Source organism: Aquibacillus saliphilus (assembly GCF_020404745.1).
In the GTDB taxonomy this organism is placed as follows: Bacteria; Bacillota; Bacilli; order Bacillales; family Amphibacillaceae; genus Aquibacillus; species Aquibacillus saliphilus.
On record NZ_JAIZAP010000001.1, the window covers coordinates 23,853 to 37,983 of the forward strand.

The window sequence follows — 14,131 nt, forward strand, 5'->3', positions numbered from 1 at the left end:
GTTGTATTTACTAATCTAGAAACCACTTAATTTTTTCAATCTTTACTTTTAGTTCGCTTGTTTCTTCCTCAATTTCATAATGGGTAAAATCGAACTTACCTTCTTCGTCTGGGTATAGTGTGTCTGGATAGACATATACTTCGTTTGAAAGTATCTCGTCATCGTCCTTATCTAACAAAACATACTCAACCGACAGCGAGTTAATAGGTACTGTTGCAACACTTTTTAGTTTTCCTGAAACAACTAAATCATCTTGGTCATCTTCTACAACCTGAATATCAATAATTTCTACGGCATCGTTTTTATTAATTTCGTGTTCTTCTTCTGCGGCATTCATTGCCTGTTCAATTCTTTGTTCTTGAGCTGTTTCGAAAGCCGTTTTCTCTTTTTCAATCGTCGTTTTTAGACTAAGAAGTTTCTCCGATTCTGGTGCATATTTCAATCCATCATCAACGATATCTCGCGCACTTGAAAATTGCTTATTATTTAATTGATCACTTGCGGTAGAGAAGATGTAGGATATAATTCGATTCTTAATATCTTCAGCGATTATCTCTGATTCATCGTTTTTAATTGCTTCAGCTTCCCATAGAAGAGTTTTTAAATCATCTATGCTAAGGTCTTCATTCATTTTTGTGGATAGCTGATTTAATTGAGTAGATTTTCGCTGCTCTACAATTTCATTAATGAGTGCATTAACCACCTCACCGTTATAGTTTTTTAGTTTATCTTCAGCACTAGCTATTAATTCGAGTGATTTTTGAAAATCTTCATCAGAAGTGAGTTTTTCTGCTGTGTCTAATTCGGAAGTTACTTCAATGGCTATTTTGATAAATTTCTTATTTGTAGATGCTGCTGGAAAATTGCCTTTACGTTCCAACGCATCTTCAAAGGCAGATAAGGCTTTTACATAGTGACCATCCAAAGCTAAGTCTTCCCCTTGCCTGAAAAGTTCTTTAGATTCTTTTGAATTATTTTCTAAGTGCATATAATAGCTACCTATAGCGATTAAAATAATGATAATCGTTATGATTGGAAAATACCATAGTCGATGGTTTTGTTTTTCATTGGGAATTCGATCATTAATATCATTAGGAATTTTTTTTCCGCATTGCGTACAGAAAATCTCATCACTTTTAATTTTTCCGCCACAATAGGGACAGTGGGGCATATAGGTCACCTTCTTTCAGTTCAGTCTAGCAAGTTAGTATTATGTTTTTCTAGATTAGTTTTAAAAAAATAGATAAAGAGAAAAACAATTATTGAATTTACATTATAGAGGTTGTTTAAAAAGTCACCAAATGATATGCGTAGAAACTCTTCGTTTGCCACTCACATATTAAAAACATACGTTCCTTTGCAAAAAAGCTAGGCCACCTCAACCGGCTTGCTTCTCAATTCGGCACCTTTTTGAATATGCATTTAGTTAACAATAGTTTATCATACTACTATTCGTTGTAGTAATTATCTATGTTTTGTTAAAAAGTAGGAAAATACAAAAAAATTTGTTAAAATAACATATAGATACTTTTAGTACATAAAGTATATTCTCTTGATTTTATTATAGTATAATTACTGAAGCTACTAAGAGGCATAGCTAAAAGCGATAAGGAGGTATATAAGGTGAGTGAAGTAATATTTTTTATCGTTTCTTTAGTAATATTAGTGACACTAATGGGATTCAATATCTTTGATAGAGGATAAAATGGCAGTTTTACTGTCATTTTTTCTTTTAGAAGAACAAACCATGTTCATTTTTCGCAAAAAAACAGAACAAATCCTAAAATCCTCTTCGTATAGTTCTTGACTGTAGAAAGGTCGAGTGATTTCCTCAACTTCTGATTGTACGAGCGCATGTTTGTTTGTATTCATTCATTTTATAGAAATTTAAAATAGAATAACACCAGAAGGTAATTATCTACTAAAATAAAAGCATAGTTACTCGGTGAAAATTGGTTAATATTAAACTGCAAAACTAGATTGAGCTATGTTAAGATTTAATAAACATTAAACGTAGGGAGGTAACCCGGTATGAATTATTCAATAAGACTATTACTGAGAATTGAATTTCTAAGAAATAAGATGACCGAGGTTGCCTTACAAAAAGGTTTTACAAGTCCAGAATCTATAACACTTAGTCAAGAATTAGACAAGCTATTAAATCTATATGAGAAAAATAAGGTTTCTAGAAGTAAAGATAAAGTTAAATAAATAAAAAGAATGCTTCAACATTGTCGAATGTTGAAGCATTCTTTAAATACCCAAAGGTTAATTAAGGATATTTTCAACGAGAAACTGTTCCAATTGATCCATACCTTTCTCTAATGTATCCATATCGTAAGCATAGGAAAGTCTCAGAAACCCTTGACCATATACGGAAAATGCATCCCCAGGTACTAAAGCAAGCTTAGCCATATTAACCAGTTTGATGGCTAAATCAAATGAGGACATTTCTGAAATTGGGAATTTTGGAAAGAAGTAAAATGCTCCGTCCGGTTTGACAACCTCAATCCCCATTTTGGTTAATCTCGAATAGACAAATTCGCGCCTCATTTTATACTGTTCTTTCATATAAACAGAATCAGTCAGTCCATTTGTTAAAGCTTCTAAAGCAGCATATTGACTTATTGAAGTCGCGCAAGAAACATTATATTGATGTACTTTCAATATATGTTGTGATAACCAAGCTGGTGCAAGTAAATAGCCTATCCTCCAACCAGTCATTGAATGAGATTTAGACACTCCATTTACAATAATTGTTTTATTTTTGACCTCATCAAAAACGCCAATAGATACGTGCTCCTGATCATAAACCAGTTCACTATATATTTCGTCTGCGAGGATGAATATGTCATGACTTTTTAGTTCTTCAGCTATTTCTTGTAATTCTGTCTTGGTCAATGTAACACCAGTAGGATTTGAAGGATACGGCAAGATAATGCATTTAGTATGTTTTGATATGTGTTTTTTTATAATATCACTAGTAAGTTTAAACTCGTTTTGCGTTGTGTCTGCATAGACTGGAACTCCCCCAGCCAATTTAATTAAGGGCTCATAACCTGGATAAACAGGACCTGGAAGAATAACTTCATCACCTTGATTTAAAATTGTTCTTAAAGTTGCATCTATGGCTTGTGATGCGCCAACTGTAACTATGATTTCTGTTTTTGGGTCGTACGATAGATCGTACTGAGTATTAACGAACGAACTAATTGCTGTTCTCAAGGGAAGTATTCCAGCATTATGAGTATATGTAGTTTTATTTTGATTAATAGCGTCTTTTGCAGCAGCCTTCACATGATCCGGTGTATAAAAATCAGGCTGACCTATTGTCAGCGACAGGACGTCGTCTTTATCAGCTACCATGTTGAAAAACTTACGAATTCCTGATATTTCAATATTTTTAACATTACGGTTGATTAGATGTTCCATCAGATTTTCCTCCATTTATACAAAAGTTAACAAAATGTTCACACAATTTAAATTTATTAGCCTTATTCATCTGTTATAATGAAAGCGATTAATATATGGTAGGGAGTGACTACAGTGAGACTACGTAAATTATCTTTTGAAGAATTAGTTGATAAAAATATACAGGAACTGACAAATGATAAAAAAGCTATGAAGCAACTAGAAGAGCAGATAGAGAACAGACAGTTAAAGAGCACAAAAATTAAACAGTAAATTGATGATACCACATGAATGAGCGAACAGACAAAATAAATAAGTTAACAACCGTCCCTTCACATTTACTTGTGAGGGGACGGTTTTTATTAGTGAACGAGTTTTGGTTTAGAAGTACAAATAACAGTATAATAGATTTTATTTTTGGAAACAATAAAACTAAGGTTGGATAAAGGTGGGATTTAATGGGAGCCTGGTTTATAAATTATTCTCAATTAATACCGTTTGGAATAACGGAAAAACATGTTGATATCTTAGTTGGATTCCTTGGAATTCTTCTATGTTACTATCTGTTATACCCTGTAATAAAGTTGGTGATATTATTAAATTTAAACCGTGTACTCACTTATTTCACATGTAGCTTTCTCTTATTATTCATAGTTGGGTTAGTTAATTTTAGAGGTAGCATAGGTAACACAGAAGAAGCAACGTCAACAACTATTGCTAACGTTGCTTTAGGAATCATTCTTTTTGGAGGTTTGCTTTTTTTAATTCAAGTAACTCACACTATTATTGCCCAAATAAAAGCCCATAATTCAAAATCTATTTAATTTCTCCAGAACATATTAAAGCGGTGTGCTGTTGATATGCATTTAGACCGCTCCTATCGTTATGGGATTATTAATATCTTTGGTCTCTTTTTTTATACTTTGGCCGTGTTAACTGCCCTAAAGAAGATGGGGTAAAGTAAGAAGAATAGGTCTTTTTTTCTTCTGTTTTTTTTGGATCTGGATAAGGCCAATTCAACAAATGACTTAATACCTTTTTAGCCTGTGATAGGGACATTTGTGGTTTTGGATTACGGTAATTTTGGTCTAGGTTACCTAAATGTTCCATCGTTTTGAAATCTTGTTTTGTTGGAGGTATATGAAAATAGTAATTACTCACTTTGACTAGCAACGTGGAGTGTTGATGGCTAAACTTGGGGTGATCTGAAAAGTGAAGCCCGATTTTCTTAGCCGAGTTATCTTGTAATAATTTGTGAATCGCCTGCTTTTTCATGTTATATAAATATCGAGGGTTTGGGGCTGTCTTTGCGTGTCGGTTTACGATAAAAAGTGCTTTTGCAATATTTTCAATACTATTAGTTGTATTACTACTATCCACTAGATTTCCTCCTTTCATATGATTGGTTACAATCTTACACAAACTTGATAGAAAGCGCAACATAAAAAGAGTTACTAAATCTATTATTACTATTAATTAACCCAATTATCAGGCGATGTTCTTAATTTTCTAATTGGAATAAAGTTATTTCAGGTCTACATAAAAAGCGGTAAGGAAGTCTCGTTGTTCCTATACCTCTACTAACATGTAACTCAAGCGGCGCATTACTAAAAGTATATTTCCCCTCTACATATTTTTCTGCAAGACTAGGTGTGTATAAATGACCAAGAAAAGGAATTTGAATTTGACCACCATGGCTATGTCCAGACAATTGAACATCGACAGGATAATTTTTAACAATATCTGCGTAGTCTGGCTCGTGAACAAGAACAATAGTTAGCAAAGTTGAATCGAGATTATCAAGTGCTTGATCAATATCTGGACTTCCGAGCATCGCATCGTCTAATCCAACCAATGCAATTGATTTCCCATTTTTACTGACAATAGTATTCGTATTCTTTAGTAATGTGAATCCACCTTTATCCATTGCTTCTTTGACAATTTCCGTACCATATCCTCCATGATCATGATTGCCATATATCCAAAACTTGCCGTAAGGGGCTTTGATGCTAGATAGAATTTTTATTAATTGATTATCCCAATTAAATTCATTAGGTGCGTCAACTAGGTCGCCAGTAAATACCACGACATCTGGTTTTTGATCGTTTAAAGTAGTAACTAACTCAGCGAATTGATCCAAAGTATAGTGAAAGCCAATATGAGTATCACTAAATTGAGCTATAGTAAATTGATTAAACGAATCAATAATTTTTGGAGATGTTATTTTTTCTTGGTGGATTGTTAACATGCTAGGTTCTATTTCTCTAGCATAATAATAGGTTCCACCACCAGAACCCAACAAGGCTAATGTACTTGCAGCTAGTTTTTTTAAAAAAGATCGTCGGTCCATATAAGTCCAAGCCTTTCCACTTATTGTATAGTAAGTAGTTATTATTAATATATTAACAGTTTTCTAAATAGTAGACCATTATCTGTCCGCAGCAAAAAAATAGTATAACAAAAATCAGTCCTTTGACCAAATTAAATTAGGCCAAGGACTGATTTTTCCTGATTAGTAACTAATAATAGTTCCTTAGATAACATAAAGATAGATAGTGAAAAAGTGGAAAACTGATCCTGCGATAACAAAGAGATGCCAAACAGCGTGGTGGTAATAAAATTTTCTCCAAACATAAAATATTGCGCCTACTGTGTATAGCAATCCACCAATAATTAAAAGAGTTAATCCGTCTTTAGGCAATGCAGTAGTGAGAGGTTCCCATGCAAATACAATTAGCCATCCCATTAATATGTAAAAAACGGTAGACATAATCAAGAATTTTTCTACAAAGAACACCTTGAAAATGATCCCAAGCACAGCGATTCCCCAAACAATCCCGAATAATGTCCATCCTAATTCATTTCTGAGTAGAATTAGTAGAAGGGGAGTATAGCTTCCCGCGATAAATAAATAGATCGAGGAATGATCAAATATTTGAAAAATGTACTTCCATTTTCCATCTGGCAATGCGTGGGATATAGTTGATGAAATGTACATAAATAGCATAGTAACTCCAAAAATTACTGATGAAATAATCTGTAGAGTATCACCGTGTGCACTTGAATAAAGAATTAAAAAAACTAGGGCAACCACACTACTAAGTGCTCCAATGCCATGGGTTATTGCGTGTGCAATTTCTTCTTTTTTAGTAAATGTATGTGTAGTCATCGTTAAACCTCTTTTCAATTATTATTATAGCTTGTAACATTCAATTTAGAAATTGACATTTGTCATGTAAACATTAATAACTGTTAGTCAATTTCATAATACTGTTTTTTTGAAAGTTAACATTTACATCTAGTTGGGATAGACCATTCCCAAACTAGATGCGGATGCTAATTGATGTATAAGGTAATTATGAAATTGATTCAACTGGTAACGAATTGTTAAAAGTCTTAAAGTAATCGTGGTTTACCAAATATATTTATGATAAAATATGATTGGGAAGTGAAAACGTGAATGTGCTCCTTCAACTGCCTTGTAAAGGAGTGTTACAATGAATAATGTTGAAAGTAAGGAAATTACCGAAATCCTCGCAGAAGAATTAATGATATCCTCAGAAAAAGTTGCCCATGTCCAAGTGGGAAATCCATTAGAGCATGCTTTGTTAGTTTTAGTGAAATCTGGTTATTCCGCTGTACCAGTCTTGGACTCTACCTACAAATTCAAAGGTATAATAGGGAAAACTATCATACTTAATAGTGTGTTAGGTCTAGAACGTTTTGAAATGGAAAAACTTTCGGATATAAAAGTATCTGAGGTAATGAATCAGGAAATACCTTGTCTCAACAAGAATGACGATTTCCTAACTTGTTTGAAAACCGTTATTAATTATCCTTTTGTTTGTGTCGTAGACGAAGAAGGTTATTTTGATGGCATTTTAACTAGAAGAGCGATTTTAAAGCAGTTGAATAAATATCTTCACGTGAATAAACATAAACCTCAAGTTGCAGAATAATAGTGTGATTTAGGAAGTTTGAAAGGAGTCTTTTTATGATAAAGACTCCTTTTTCGTAAACGTTTAAATTAATATATTAGTGGTAGTCAGCAAGTGTTCTAGTAAGTGTTCTGTAGATAAACATGCGTTTCGTCTATTAAGTGAATTAGGAATGCGCGAGTTTTCTAATAATAATTAAATGATATCACTTGTCATGTATAAATTATCTTTGGTAAAGTAAAGAGAATGAATTTGGTATTGGAGGAAGTAAAATTGAAAATGATGGATGCAAATGAGATTATTTCTTTTATCTCGAATAGTAAAAAATCAACACCTGTAAAAGTTTATATTAAAGGTAAGCAACTGAATCAAATTGTGTTCAATGATAACGTGAAAGATTTTGTTGATAGTGAGACAGGAGTTCTTTTTGGTGAATGGAAAGATATTAAAGAAGTTCTAGATACATACAAAAGTCAAATTGAAGACTATGTCATTGAAAATGACCGTAGAAACTCAGCAATTCCTTTATTGGATTTAAAAGGAATTAATGCTCGAATTGAACCTGGTGCTGTTATTCGTGATCAGGTAGAGATTGGTGATGGTTGTGTCATCATGATGGGCGCTATGATTAACATTGGATCGGCTATTGGTGAAGGTACAATGATTGACATGAATGCAACTCTAGGTGGACGAGCTACAGTTGGTAAAAATTGTCACGTTGGAGCAGGAGCTGTCCTTGCAGGAGTTATCGAGCCTCCATCTGCTGATCCGGTAATTATTGAAGATGGTGTTGTGATTGGAGCGAATGCTGTCATACTTGAGGGAGTTAGAGTCGGTGAAGGTGCAGTTGTAGCCGCTGGTGCGATTGTCACGAAGGATGTACCACCAAACACTGTTGTAGCCGGTACACCTGCTAGAGTAATTAAGGAAATTGATGATCAAACGAAATCAAAAACCGAAATAATGCAAGCATTAAGAAAATTAGATGAAGAATAAGTAAAAAAAGCAGGAGAGTTTCTCTCCTGCTTTTTTTAAAAACATAAAACTCTTTCAGGAGGTAAAACTGTGAATTTAGAAGATTTAAAAAGAATAAGGCGCGATCTACACCAGATTCCTGAGCTAGGCTTTCAGGAATATAAAACACAACAATATTTATTAGATAAAATTAGTACTTATCCACAAGAGCATTTAACGATAAAAACATGGAAAACGGGAATTCTGGTTTTGGTTAAAGGTAAAAATGCAACTAGAACAATTGGTTTTCGAGCTGATATCGATGGCTTACCAATAACTGAACAGACAGGTTATGGATTTAAGTCCAAGCACGTTGGGAAAATGCACGCGTGTGGACATGATTTCCATATGACCATTGCCTTAGGGGCATTAGAAGACCTTGCAACTTCTCCGCTTGAAGATAATGCGCTATTTTTATTTCAACCTGCTGAAGAGGGCCCAGGTGGAGCCTTACCAATGCTACAGTCTGAAGAATTCATTAAGTGGAAGCCGGATTGTATATTTGCATTGCATATTGCTCCCGAGTTATCAGTCGGAGACGTTTCTACGAGAGCTGGTTTGTTATTTGCTAATACTAGCGAGTTATTTATTGATTTTAAGGGTAAAGGGGGACATGCCGCTTATCCGCATTTAACTAAAGATATGGTTGTAGCAGCAAGTAATTTTGTTACTCAATTACAACAGATTGTATCTAGAAGAATTGATCCACTTGAAAGTGCAGTTGTAACAATAGGAAAAGTTACTGGTGGCTTTGTACAAAACGTTATCGCAGAAGAAGCTAGACTGGAAGGTACCATTCGAACTCTTAACCCTATGGTAATTGATGAGGTTAAACACCATATTGAAATGCTCGCAAAAGGTACCGAATTCAGTCATGACTGTTCTATTTCGATTGACTATGGTTCAAACTATTATCAAGTATATAATTCAGAAGAATACGTAGAAAAATTTAAAAAGGTAGTTATGGAACAGGATGTTAACTGGATTGAAGCTAGGGCCGCAATGACAGGCGAGGATTTTGGTTACATCTTAAACGATATTCCAGGTTTCATGTTCTGGTTAGGTGTGGATTCTCCGTATGGTCTACATCATAGCAAGCTACAGGCAAACGAGGATGCTTTACATGTAGGGGTTAATTTAGTTAAAGAGACATTAAGAGGAATATAAATAGTTGAATACCTATTCTAGATTTGGGAAATCTAAGATTGGAAATCTCAAATAATTACTTGAGGAGGAATGTCAACTATGGCTAAAATTGGTATTGAAGGTACACTTGCAGATGTAAAAGGCGCTTTACAAGAAAAAGGACATGAGATTGTTGATTTAAGGCAGGAAGAAGACAGTAATGGATGTGATTGTTGTGTTATTTCTGGTCAGGATAAAGATGTGATGGGTATGCAAACAACGAGCTTTAGTGGATCCGTTATTAACGCTGATGGATTAACTGCAAATGAAGTATGTAAGCAAGTAGAAGAGCGAGTAGGCAGTTAAGGGACATTCTGACTATAAAATTACTTAAAAAATCACCCCCTGCTTTTGGTAGCAAGGGGGTGATTTTATCTATCTGCATTTTTACTTATGTTTACTTGATGTGGATATGGGATTTCAATTCCTGTTTTGTCAAACATCTCTTTAATTCGTTTTCTCATGTCACGTTCAACTGCAAATTGCTGCATGTTCGCTGTTTGTCCAAGTACTCTTAGAACGACGTCGGATGAACCGAAGCTTTGTACCCCTAATACATCTGGGCCTTCAACAAATCTTTCGTCATTTTCTTTAAACTCATCACAAACCTGTTGTAAAACTCCCATTGCTTGGTCAATATTGTCATCATAGCTAATCCCAATATCAACTAAAGCACGCATCGTTCCTCTAGAATGATTACTCACTCCTATCATTTCACGATTAGGAATGAAATTTAATGTTCCATCAAAACTTCTGATTTTTGTCGTGCGAAGACCTACTTCTTCTACAATTCCATTATATCCAGCTGTTGTCACATATTCACCTATCTCAATTTGCCGCTCTAATAGAATGAAGAAACCTGTTACAACATCGCTAACTAACCCCTGGGCACCAAAACCGATTGCAAGCCCAAGCACACCTGCACCTGCTAGTAGAGGACCAAGTGGCAAGCCAATTATACCAAAAATCATAACAATAAATATAAAGAGTAATACATACGAATAAACGTTTAAAATTAACTTTTCCAACGTTTTAATTCTTCCTTCTGAGACGTTCTCCCGCCTACTTGCCTTTGCTAAGCTAGAAGATATTACTTTTTTACCAATTGGAGCAACGATTAGAAAAGCAATAACTAATAAAATAATTCTTAAACCATAAGTTACTATTGCACCTAGTGCATCGTTAAATATATCTTGTATAAAATCCATGTCAACGTCTCCTTTCTCTATAAGGATAATAGAAACTGGTATGATTAATCAAATAATAGACAATAAAATACTAATTTAAACTTTAAATTCGCTCTATTTCAGGAAGTATAAAAACCAAACTAAATTATATTACAGTTATTGTTTAAGCAAGTGCTTTCTTGGATAAAATAATGGTAGAGTTAATATTTATATCATCAGATAATCATCTTGATTGACGAAAGGATAATATATTAGTTATAATATCCATTGTGAATTGTGGAGCAAACACAATTTTAGATTACTATTTAAATGAAAAATTTATGGAGGGATACATATGGCAGAACGCATGGTAGGCAAGCAAGCACCACGTTTCGAAATGGAAGCAGTGCTACCAAATAAAGAATTTGGAAGAGTTTCTTTAGAAGAAAATATGAAAAATGATAAATGGACAGTTCTTTTCTTTTATCCAATGGATTTTACTTTCGTATGTCCAACAGAGATAACTGCACTTTCTGATCGTTTTGATGAATTTGAAGACTTAGACGCAGAAGTTATAGGTGTTTCTACAGATACGATTCACACTCACTTAGCATGGATTAACACTTCACGTGATGAAAATGGTCTTGGAGACTTACATTATTCTCTAGCTGCTGATACGAACCATCAGGTCGCAAAAGATTACGGAGTTTTAATTGAAGAAGAAGGTGTAGCGCTTCGAGGTTTATTTATAGTTAGTCCTGAAGGAGAACTTCAATATCAGGTAGTAAATCATAACAATATTGGTCGCGATGTTGATGAAACACTACGTGTACTACAAGCACTTCAAACTGGTGGACTTTGCCCTGCTAACTGGAAGCCTGGACAAGAAACACTATAATTATTAAATCAGATTGAAGGTCTAACTTTAGCGTTAGACCTTTTTTAACATACTTTTGACATTACTAAATTTGGGAGGAAATACATTTGAAACTAAGAGAATCAATGCCAGAACTTAGCGGAGCAACTGAGTGGTTAAATGGAGAATTAACAAAAGACAGTCTTGTAGGTGAGAAACCTACTCTTATTCATTTTTGGTCAGTGAGTTGCGGATTATGCAAAGAGGCAATGCCTAATGTCAATGAATTTCGTGATGAATACAAAGATGAGTTAAATGTTGTTGCCGTCCACATGCCTAGGTCTGAGAAGGATTTAGATTTGGAACAGATTAAAGAGGTTGCTTCGGAACATGCCATTACACAACCTATCTTTGTCGATAACAAACATGTTTTGACTGATGCATTTGAGAATCAATATGTTCCTGCTTATTATGTTTTTGATGCAGAAGGGAATCTTCGCCATTTTCAAGCTGGTGGTGGAGGCATGAAGATGCTGCGCAAACGTGTTAATCGTGTTTTAGGTAAAAATGAAAAATAAGTAATTGAATTATAAAACTCTTTGCCTAGTGGTAAAGGGTTTTTCTTATGAAAATTTGTCTAATTAATTTAGTTTGCATAGGACAAAAACATTTCATATATAAATTTAGTTGGTCTAAAAAAGTAATTGTCAAAAAGATTAAAAAATTAAGTCAAAAAGGTGGAAATTTATTTCGTAACCCGTTATATTTATAATTACGAAAAAAACATCAGGAGGAGGGAGACAAATGGAAACCTTTAAGAAATTAAAACAATACTACTGGCCATTTAAAAAGTACTTTTTTGCGTCTTTGTTTTTTGTATTATTAGTAACTGGAATAACTGTTTTATATCCAATTGTATTACAAATAACTATTGATGATGTGGTAAGAGATGGAAAATACGAACTAATACCTTATATTGCTACGGGCTTTATACTAATTATGATTGTAAAAGGGATTGCTAACTTTTTTCAGCAGTACCTGGGAGATTTATTTGGAACTTCTTCAGTCTATCGTTTGCGAGATGGACTATATAAGAAGCTACAAAAACTTTCATTTACTTATTATGATAATGCTAGGACAGGAGATTTAATGTCTAGACTGACAATGGACGTTGAGGGCTTTAAATTCTTTTTAGCTGCTGGTTTTAAGGAATTATTAAAAATTTCTTTGCTCATTATTATTAGTTTAAGTGTTATGTTTTTCTACTCGGTTCCACTTGCTCTAGTTACGATGGCAGCCATGCCTTTTCTTGCTGTTGTTGTCTACAAATTTGATCGACGTGTTCATCCGGCGTTTAGAACAATTAGAAAGTCATTGGGTAGTCTAAACACTAGAATACAAGAAAATGTAAGTGGTATGAATACAGTAAAATCTCTATCAAAAGAAGACTTTGAGATTGATAGATTTACTACTAATAATCAGAACTACCGTGAAGTTAATATTAAAACGTCAAACATCTGGGCTAAATACTTTCCATTTATGGAGTTTATCGGAAATGTTTGTATGGTAGCATTGCTTATTTTTGGTGGTTACTTAGTTATTAATGAACAATTAAGTTTAGGTGAATTGGTTGCATTTTTCAGTTTGGTTACTTATATTTTGGGACCGCTAATGCATTTAGGATTTATCGTAAACATGTTTTCACAAGCAAAAGCTTCTGGTGAAAGATTGCTAGAAATCTTGGAAGCAAAAGAAGATATCGAAGAAGAAGAGGATGCTATTGATCCTAAACGGATAGCAGGACATGTAACTTTTAATAACGTTACATTAACTTATACAGCTGATGACGATTCAGCATTAAAAGATGTCTCGTTCGATGCGCCACCAGGAAAAGTTGTCGGATTGATTGGAGCTACAGGTTCAGGAAAAACAAGTATTACTCAATTAATAACACGTTTTTATGAACCAGAACTAGGAGAAGTATTGATCGACGGTAAATCAACCAAAGACTATAACTTAAAGACACTCCGAAAAAATATTGGTTTCGTATTACAAGAATCCTTTCTTTTTTCAACGACCATAAAGGAAAATATTGCATATGGTAACCCTGAAGCTAGCATGGAAGACATTATTGCAGCTTCTAAAAGAGCACAAGCGCATGAGTTTATCTTGGAAATGCCAAAAGGATATGACACGATGTTAGGTGAAAGAGGAATGGGTCTGTCCGGTGGTCAAAAGCAAAGAATAGCAATAGCGCGCGCTATCCTTATCGATCCAAGTGTGTTAATTCTTGATGACGCAACTTCAGCAGTTGATATGGAAACTGAATTTCAAATTCAAAAAGCACTAAAAGAAGTAATGGATAATCGAACAACATTTATTATTGCTCACAGAATTTCTTCATTAAAGCATGCCGATGAAATTTTGGTTCTTGAAGATGGTGGAATCGTAGAGCGAGGTCAGCATGAAGAGCTATTACGTAATGGTGGACCTTATCAACGTATCTATGACATTCAGTATCAAGACAAACAAGCCATTATGAATACTGTTAATTAAAGGGG

16 protein-coding genes are annotated in these 14,131 nt (G+C 34.1%); 10 read left to right on the top strand and 6 right to left on the bottom strand.

Going from position 1 to position 14,131, the window contains the following annotated elements:
- Nucleotides 1–10: 10 nt before the first annotated feature.
- On the bottom strand, nt 11–1,171 hold the full coding sequence (locus LD272_RS00135; protein WP_226034553.1) for a zinc ribbon domain-containing protein: 1,161 nt from the start codon (nt 1,169–1,171) through the stop codon (nt 11–13).
- An 860-nt stretch (nt 1,172–2,031) separates the two neighbouring features.
- Here LD272_RS00135 and LD272_RS00140 point away from each other — a divergent pair.
- Entirely contained in the window at nt 2,032–2,211 is a 180-nt protein-coding gene (locus LD272_RS00140) for an aspartyl-phosphate phosphatase Spo0E family protein (RefSeq protein WP_226034554.1), read from the top strand.
- A gap of 57 nt (nt 2,212–2,268) precedes the next feature.
- Here LD272_RS00140 and LD272_RS00145 read toward each other — a convergent pair whose 3' ends face one another.
- Complete coding sequence (locus LD272_RS00145) at nt 2,269–3,432, bottom strand: aminotransferase A (protein WP_226034555.1); 1,164 nt, start codon at nt 3,430–3,432, stop codon at nt 2,269–2,271.
- 114 nt (nt 3,433–3,546) lie between these two features.
- Here LD272_RS00145 and LD272_RS00150 point away from each other — a divergent pair, with 114 nt between their 5' ends.
- Together LD272_RS00150 and LD272_RS00155 are read left to right on the top strand one after the other, a co-directional pair.
- Nucleotides 3,547–3,684 (top strand): FbpB family small basic protein, encoded by a 138-nt coding sequence (locus LD272_RS00150; protein ID WP_226034556.1) that lies wholly within the window; start codon nt 3,547–3,549, stop codon nt 3,682–3,684.
- Nucleotides 3,685–3,869: 185 nt separating this feature from the next.
- Entirely contained in the window at nt 3,870–4,235 is a 366-nt protein-coding gene (locus tag LD272_RS00155) for a hypothetical protein (protein WP_226034557.1), read from the top strand.
- Nucleotides 4,236–4,305: 70 nt separating this feature from the next.
- On the opposite strand, the gene LD272_RS00160 is transcribed toward LD272_RS00155, so the two are convergent.
- The 3 genes from LD272_RS00160 to trhA all read right to left on the bottom strand — a co-directional run bounded on the left by LD272_RS00160 (nt 4,306) and on the right by trhA (nt 6,580).
- Nucleotides 4,306–4,791: a YkyB family protein gene (locus LD272_RS00160; RefSeq protein WP_226034558.1), complete on the bottom strand. Its 486-nt coding sequence runs from the start codon at nt 4,789–4,791 to the stop codon at nt 4,306–4,308.
- Between the two features lie 121 nt (nt 4,792–4,912).
- Complete coding sequence (locus LD272_RS00165) at nt 4,913–5,761, bottom strand: metallophosphoesterase (RefSeq protein WP_226034559.1); 849 nt, start codon at nt 5,759–5,761, stop codon at nt 4,913–4,915.
- A 183-nt stretch (nt 5,762–5,944) separates the two neighbouring features.
- Complete coding sequence (trhA, locus tag LD272_RS00170; RefSeq protein ID WP_226034560.1) at nt 5,945–6,580, bottom strand: PAQR family membrane homeostasis protein TrhA; 636 nt, start codon at nt 6,578–6,580, stop codon at nt 5,945–5,947.
- Between the two features lie 328 nt (nt 6,581–6,908).
- Between trhA and cbpB the strand changes: the two genes are divergently transcribed.
- The 4 genes from cbpB (at nt 6,909) to LD272_RS00190 (ending at nt 9,854) form a co-directional block, all read left to right on the top strand.
- Nucleotides 6,909–7,370, top strand: coding sequence for a cyclic-di-AMP-binding protein CbpB (cbpB, locus tag LD272_RS00175; RefSeq protein ID WP_226034561.1), 462 nt, complete (start codon nt 6,909–6,911; stop codon nt 7,368–7,370).
- A 252-nt stretch (nt 7,371–7,622) separates the two neighbouring features.
- Nucleotides 7,623–8,345, top strand: a complete 723-nt coding sequence (dapD, locus tag LD272_RS00180) for a 2,3,4,5-tetrahydropyridine-2,6-dicarboxylate N-acetyltransferase (protein WP_226034562.1) — start codon at nt 7,623–7,625, stop codon at nt 8,343–8,345.
- Nucleotides 8,346–8,414: 69 nt separating this feature from the next.
- Nucleotides 8,415–9,530, top strand: coding sequence for an N-acetyldiaminopimelate deacetylase (locus LD272_RS00185; RefSeq protein WP_226034563.1), 1,116 nt, complete (start codon nt 8,415–8,417; stop codon nt 9,528–9,530).
- Nucleotides 9,531–9,608: 78 nt separating this feature from the next.
- Nucleotides 9,609–9,854 (top strand): YkuS family protein, encoded by a 246-nt coding sequence (locus LD272_RS00190; RefSeq protein WP_226034564.1) that lies wholly within the window; start codon nt 9,609–9,611, stop codon nt 9,852–9,854.
- A gap of 65 nt (nt 9,855–9,919) precedes the next feature.
- Here LD272_RS00190 and LD272_RS00195 read toward each other — a convergent pair whose 3' ends face one another.
- A complete protein-coding gene (locus LD272_RS00195; protein ID WP_226034565.1) occupies nt 9,920–10,756 on the bottom strand; it encodes a mechanosensitive ion channel family protein in 837 nt (278 codons plus the stop codon).
- Nucleotides 10,757–11,069: 313 nt separating this feature from the next.
- Here LD272_RS00195 and LD272_RS00200 point away from each other — a divergent pair, with 313 nt between their 5' ends.
- The 3 genes from LD272_RS00200 (at nt 11,070) to LD272_RS00210 (ending at nt 14,126) form a co-directional block, all read left to right on the top strand.
- A complete protein-coding gene (locus tag LD272_RS00200; RefSeq protein ID WP_226034566.1) occupies nt 11,070–11,612 on the top strand; it encodes a peroxiredoxin in 543 nt (180 codons plus the stop codon).
- 86 nt (nt 11,613–11,698) lie between these two features.
- Nucleotides 11,699–12,148 (top strand): TlpA family protein disulfide reductase, encoded by a 450-nt coding sequence (locus LD272_RS00205; protein ID WP_226034567.1) that lies wholly within the window; start codon nt 11,699–11,701, stop codon nt 12,146–12,148.
- A 226-nt stretch (nt 12,149–12,374) separates the two neighbouring features.
- The gene (locus tag LD272_RS00210; RefSeq protein ID WP_226034568.1) at nt 12,375–14,126 is read left to right on the top strand and encodes an ABC transporter ATP-binding protein; all 1,752 of its coding nucleotides are present in this window, start codon (nt 12,375–12,377) and stop codon (nt 14,124–14,126) included.
- The last annotated feature ends 5 nt before the right edge of the window (nt 14,127–14,131 follow it).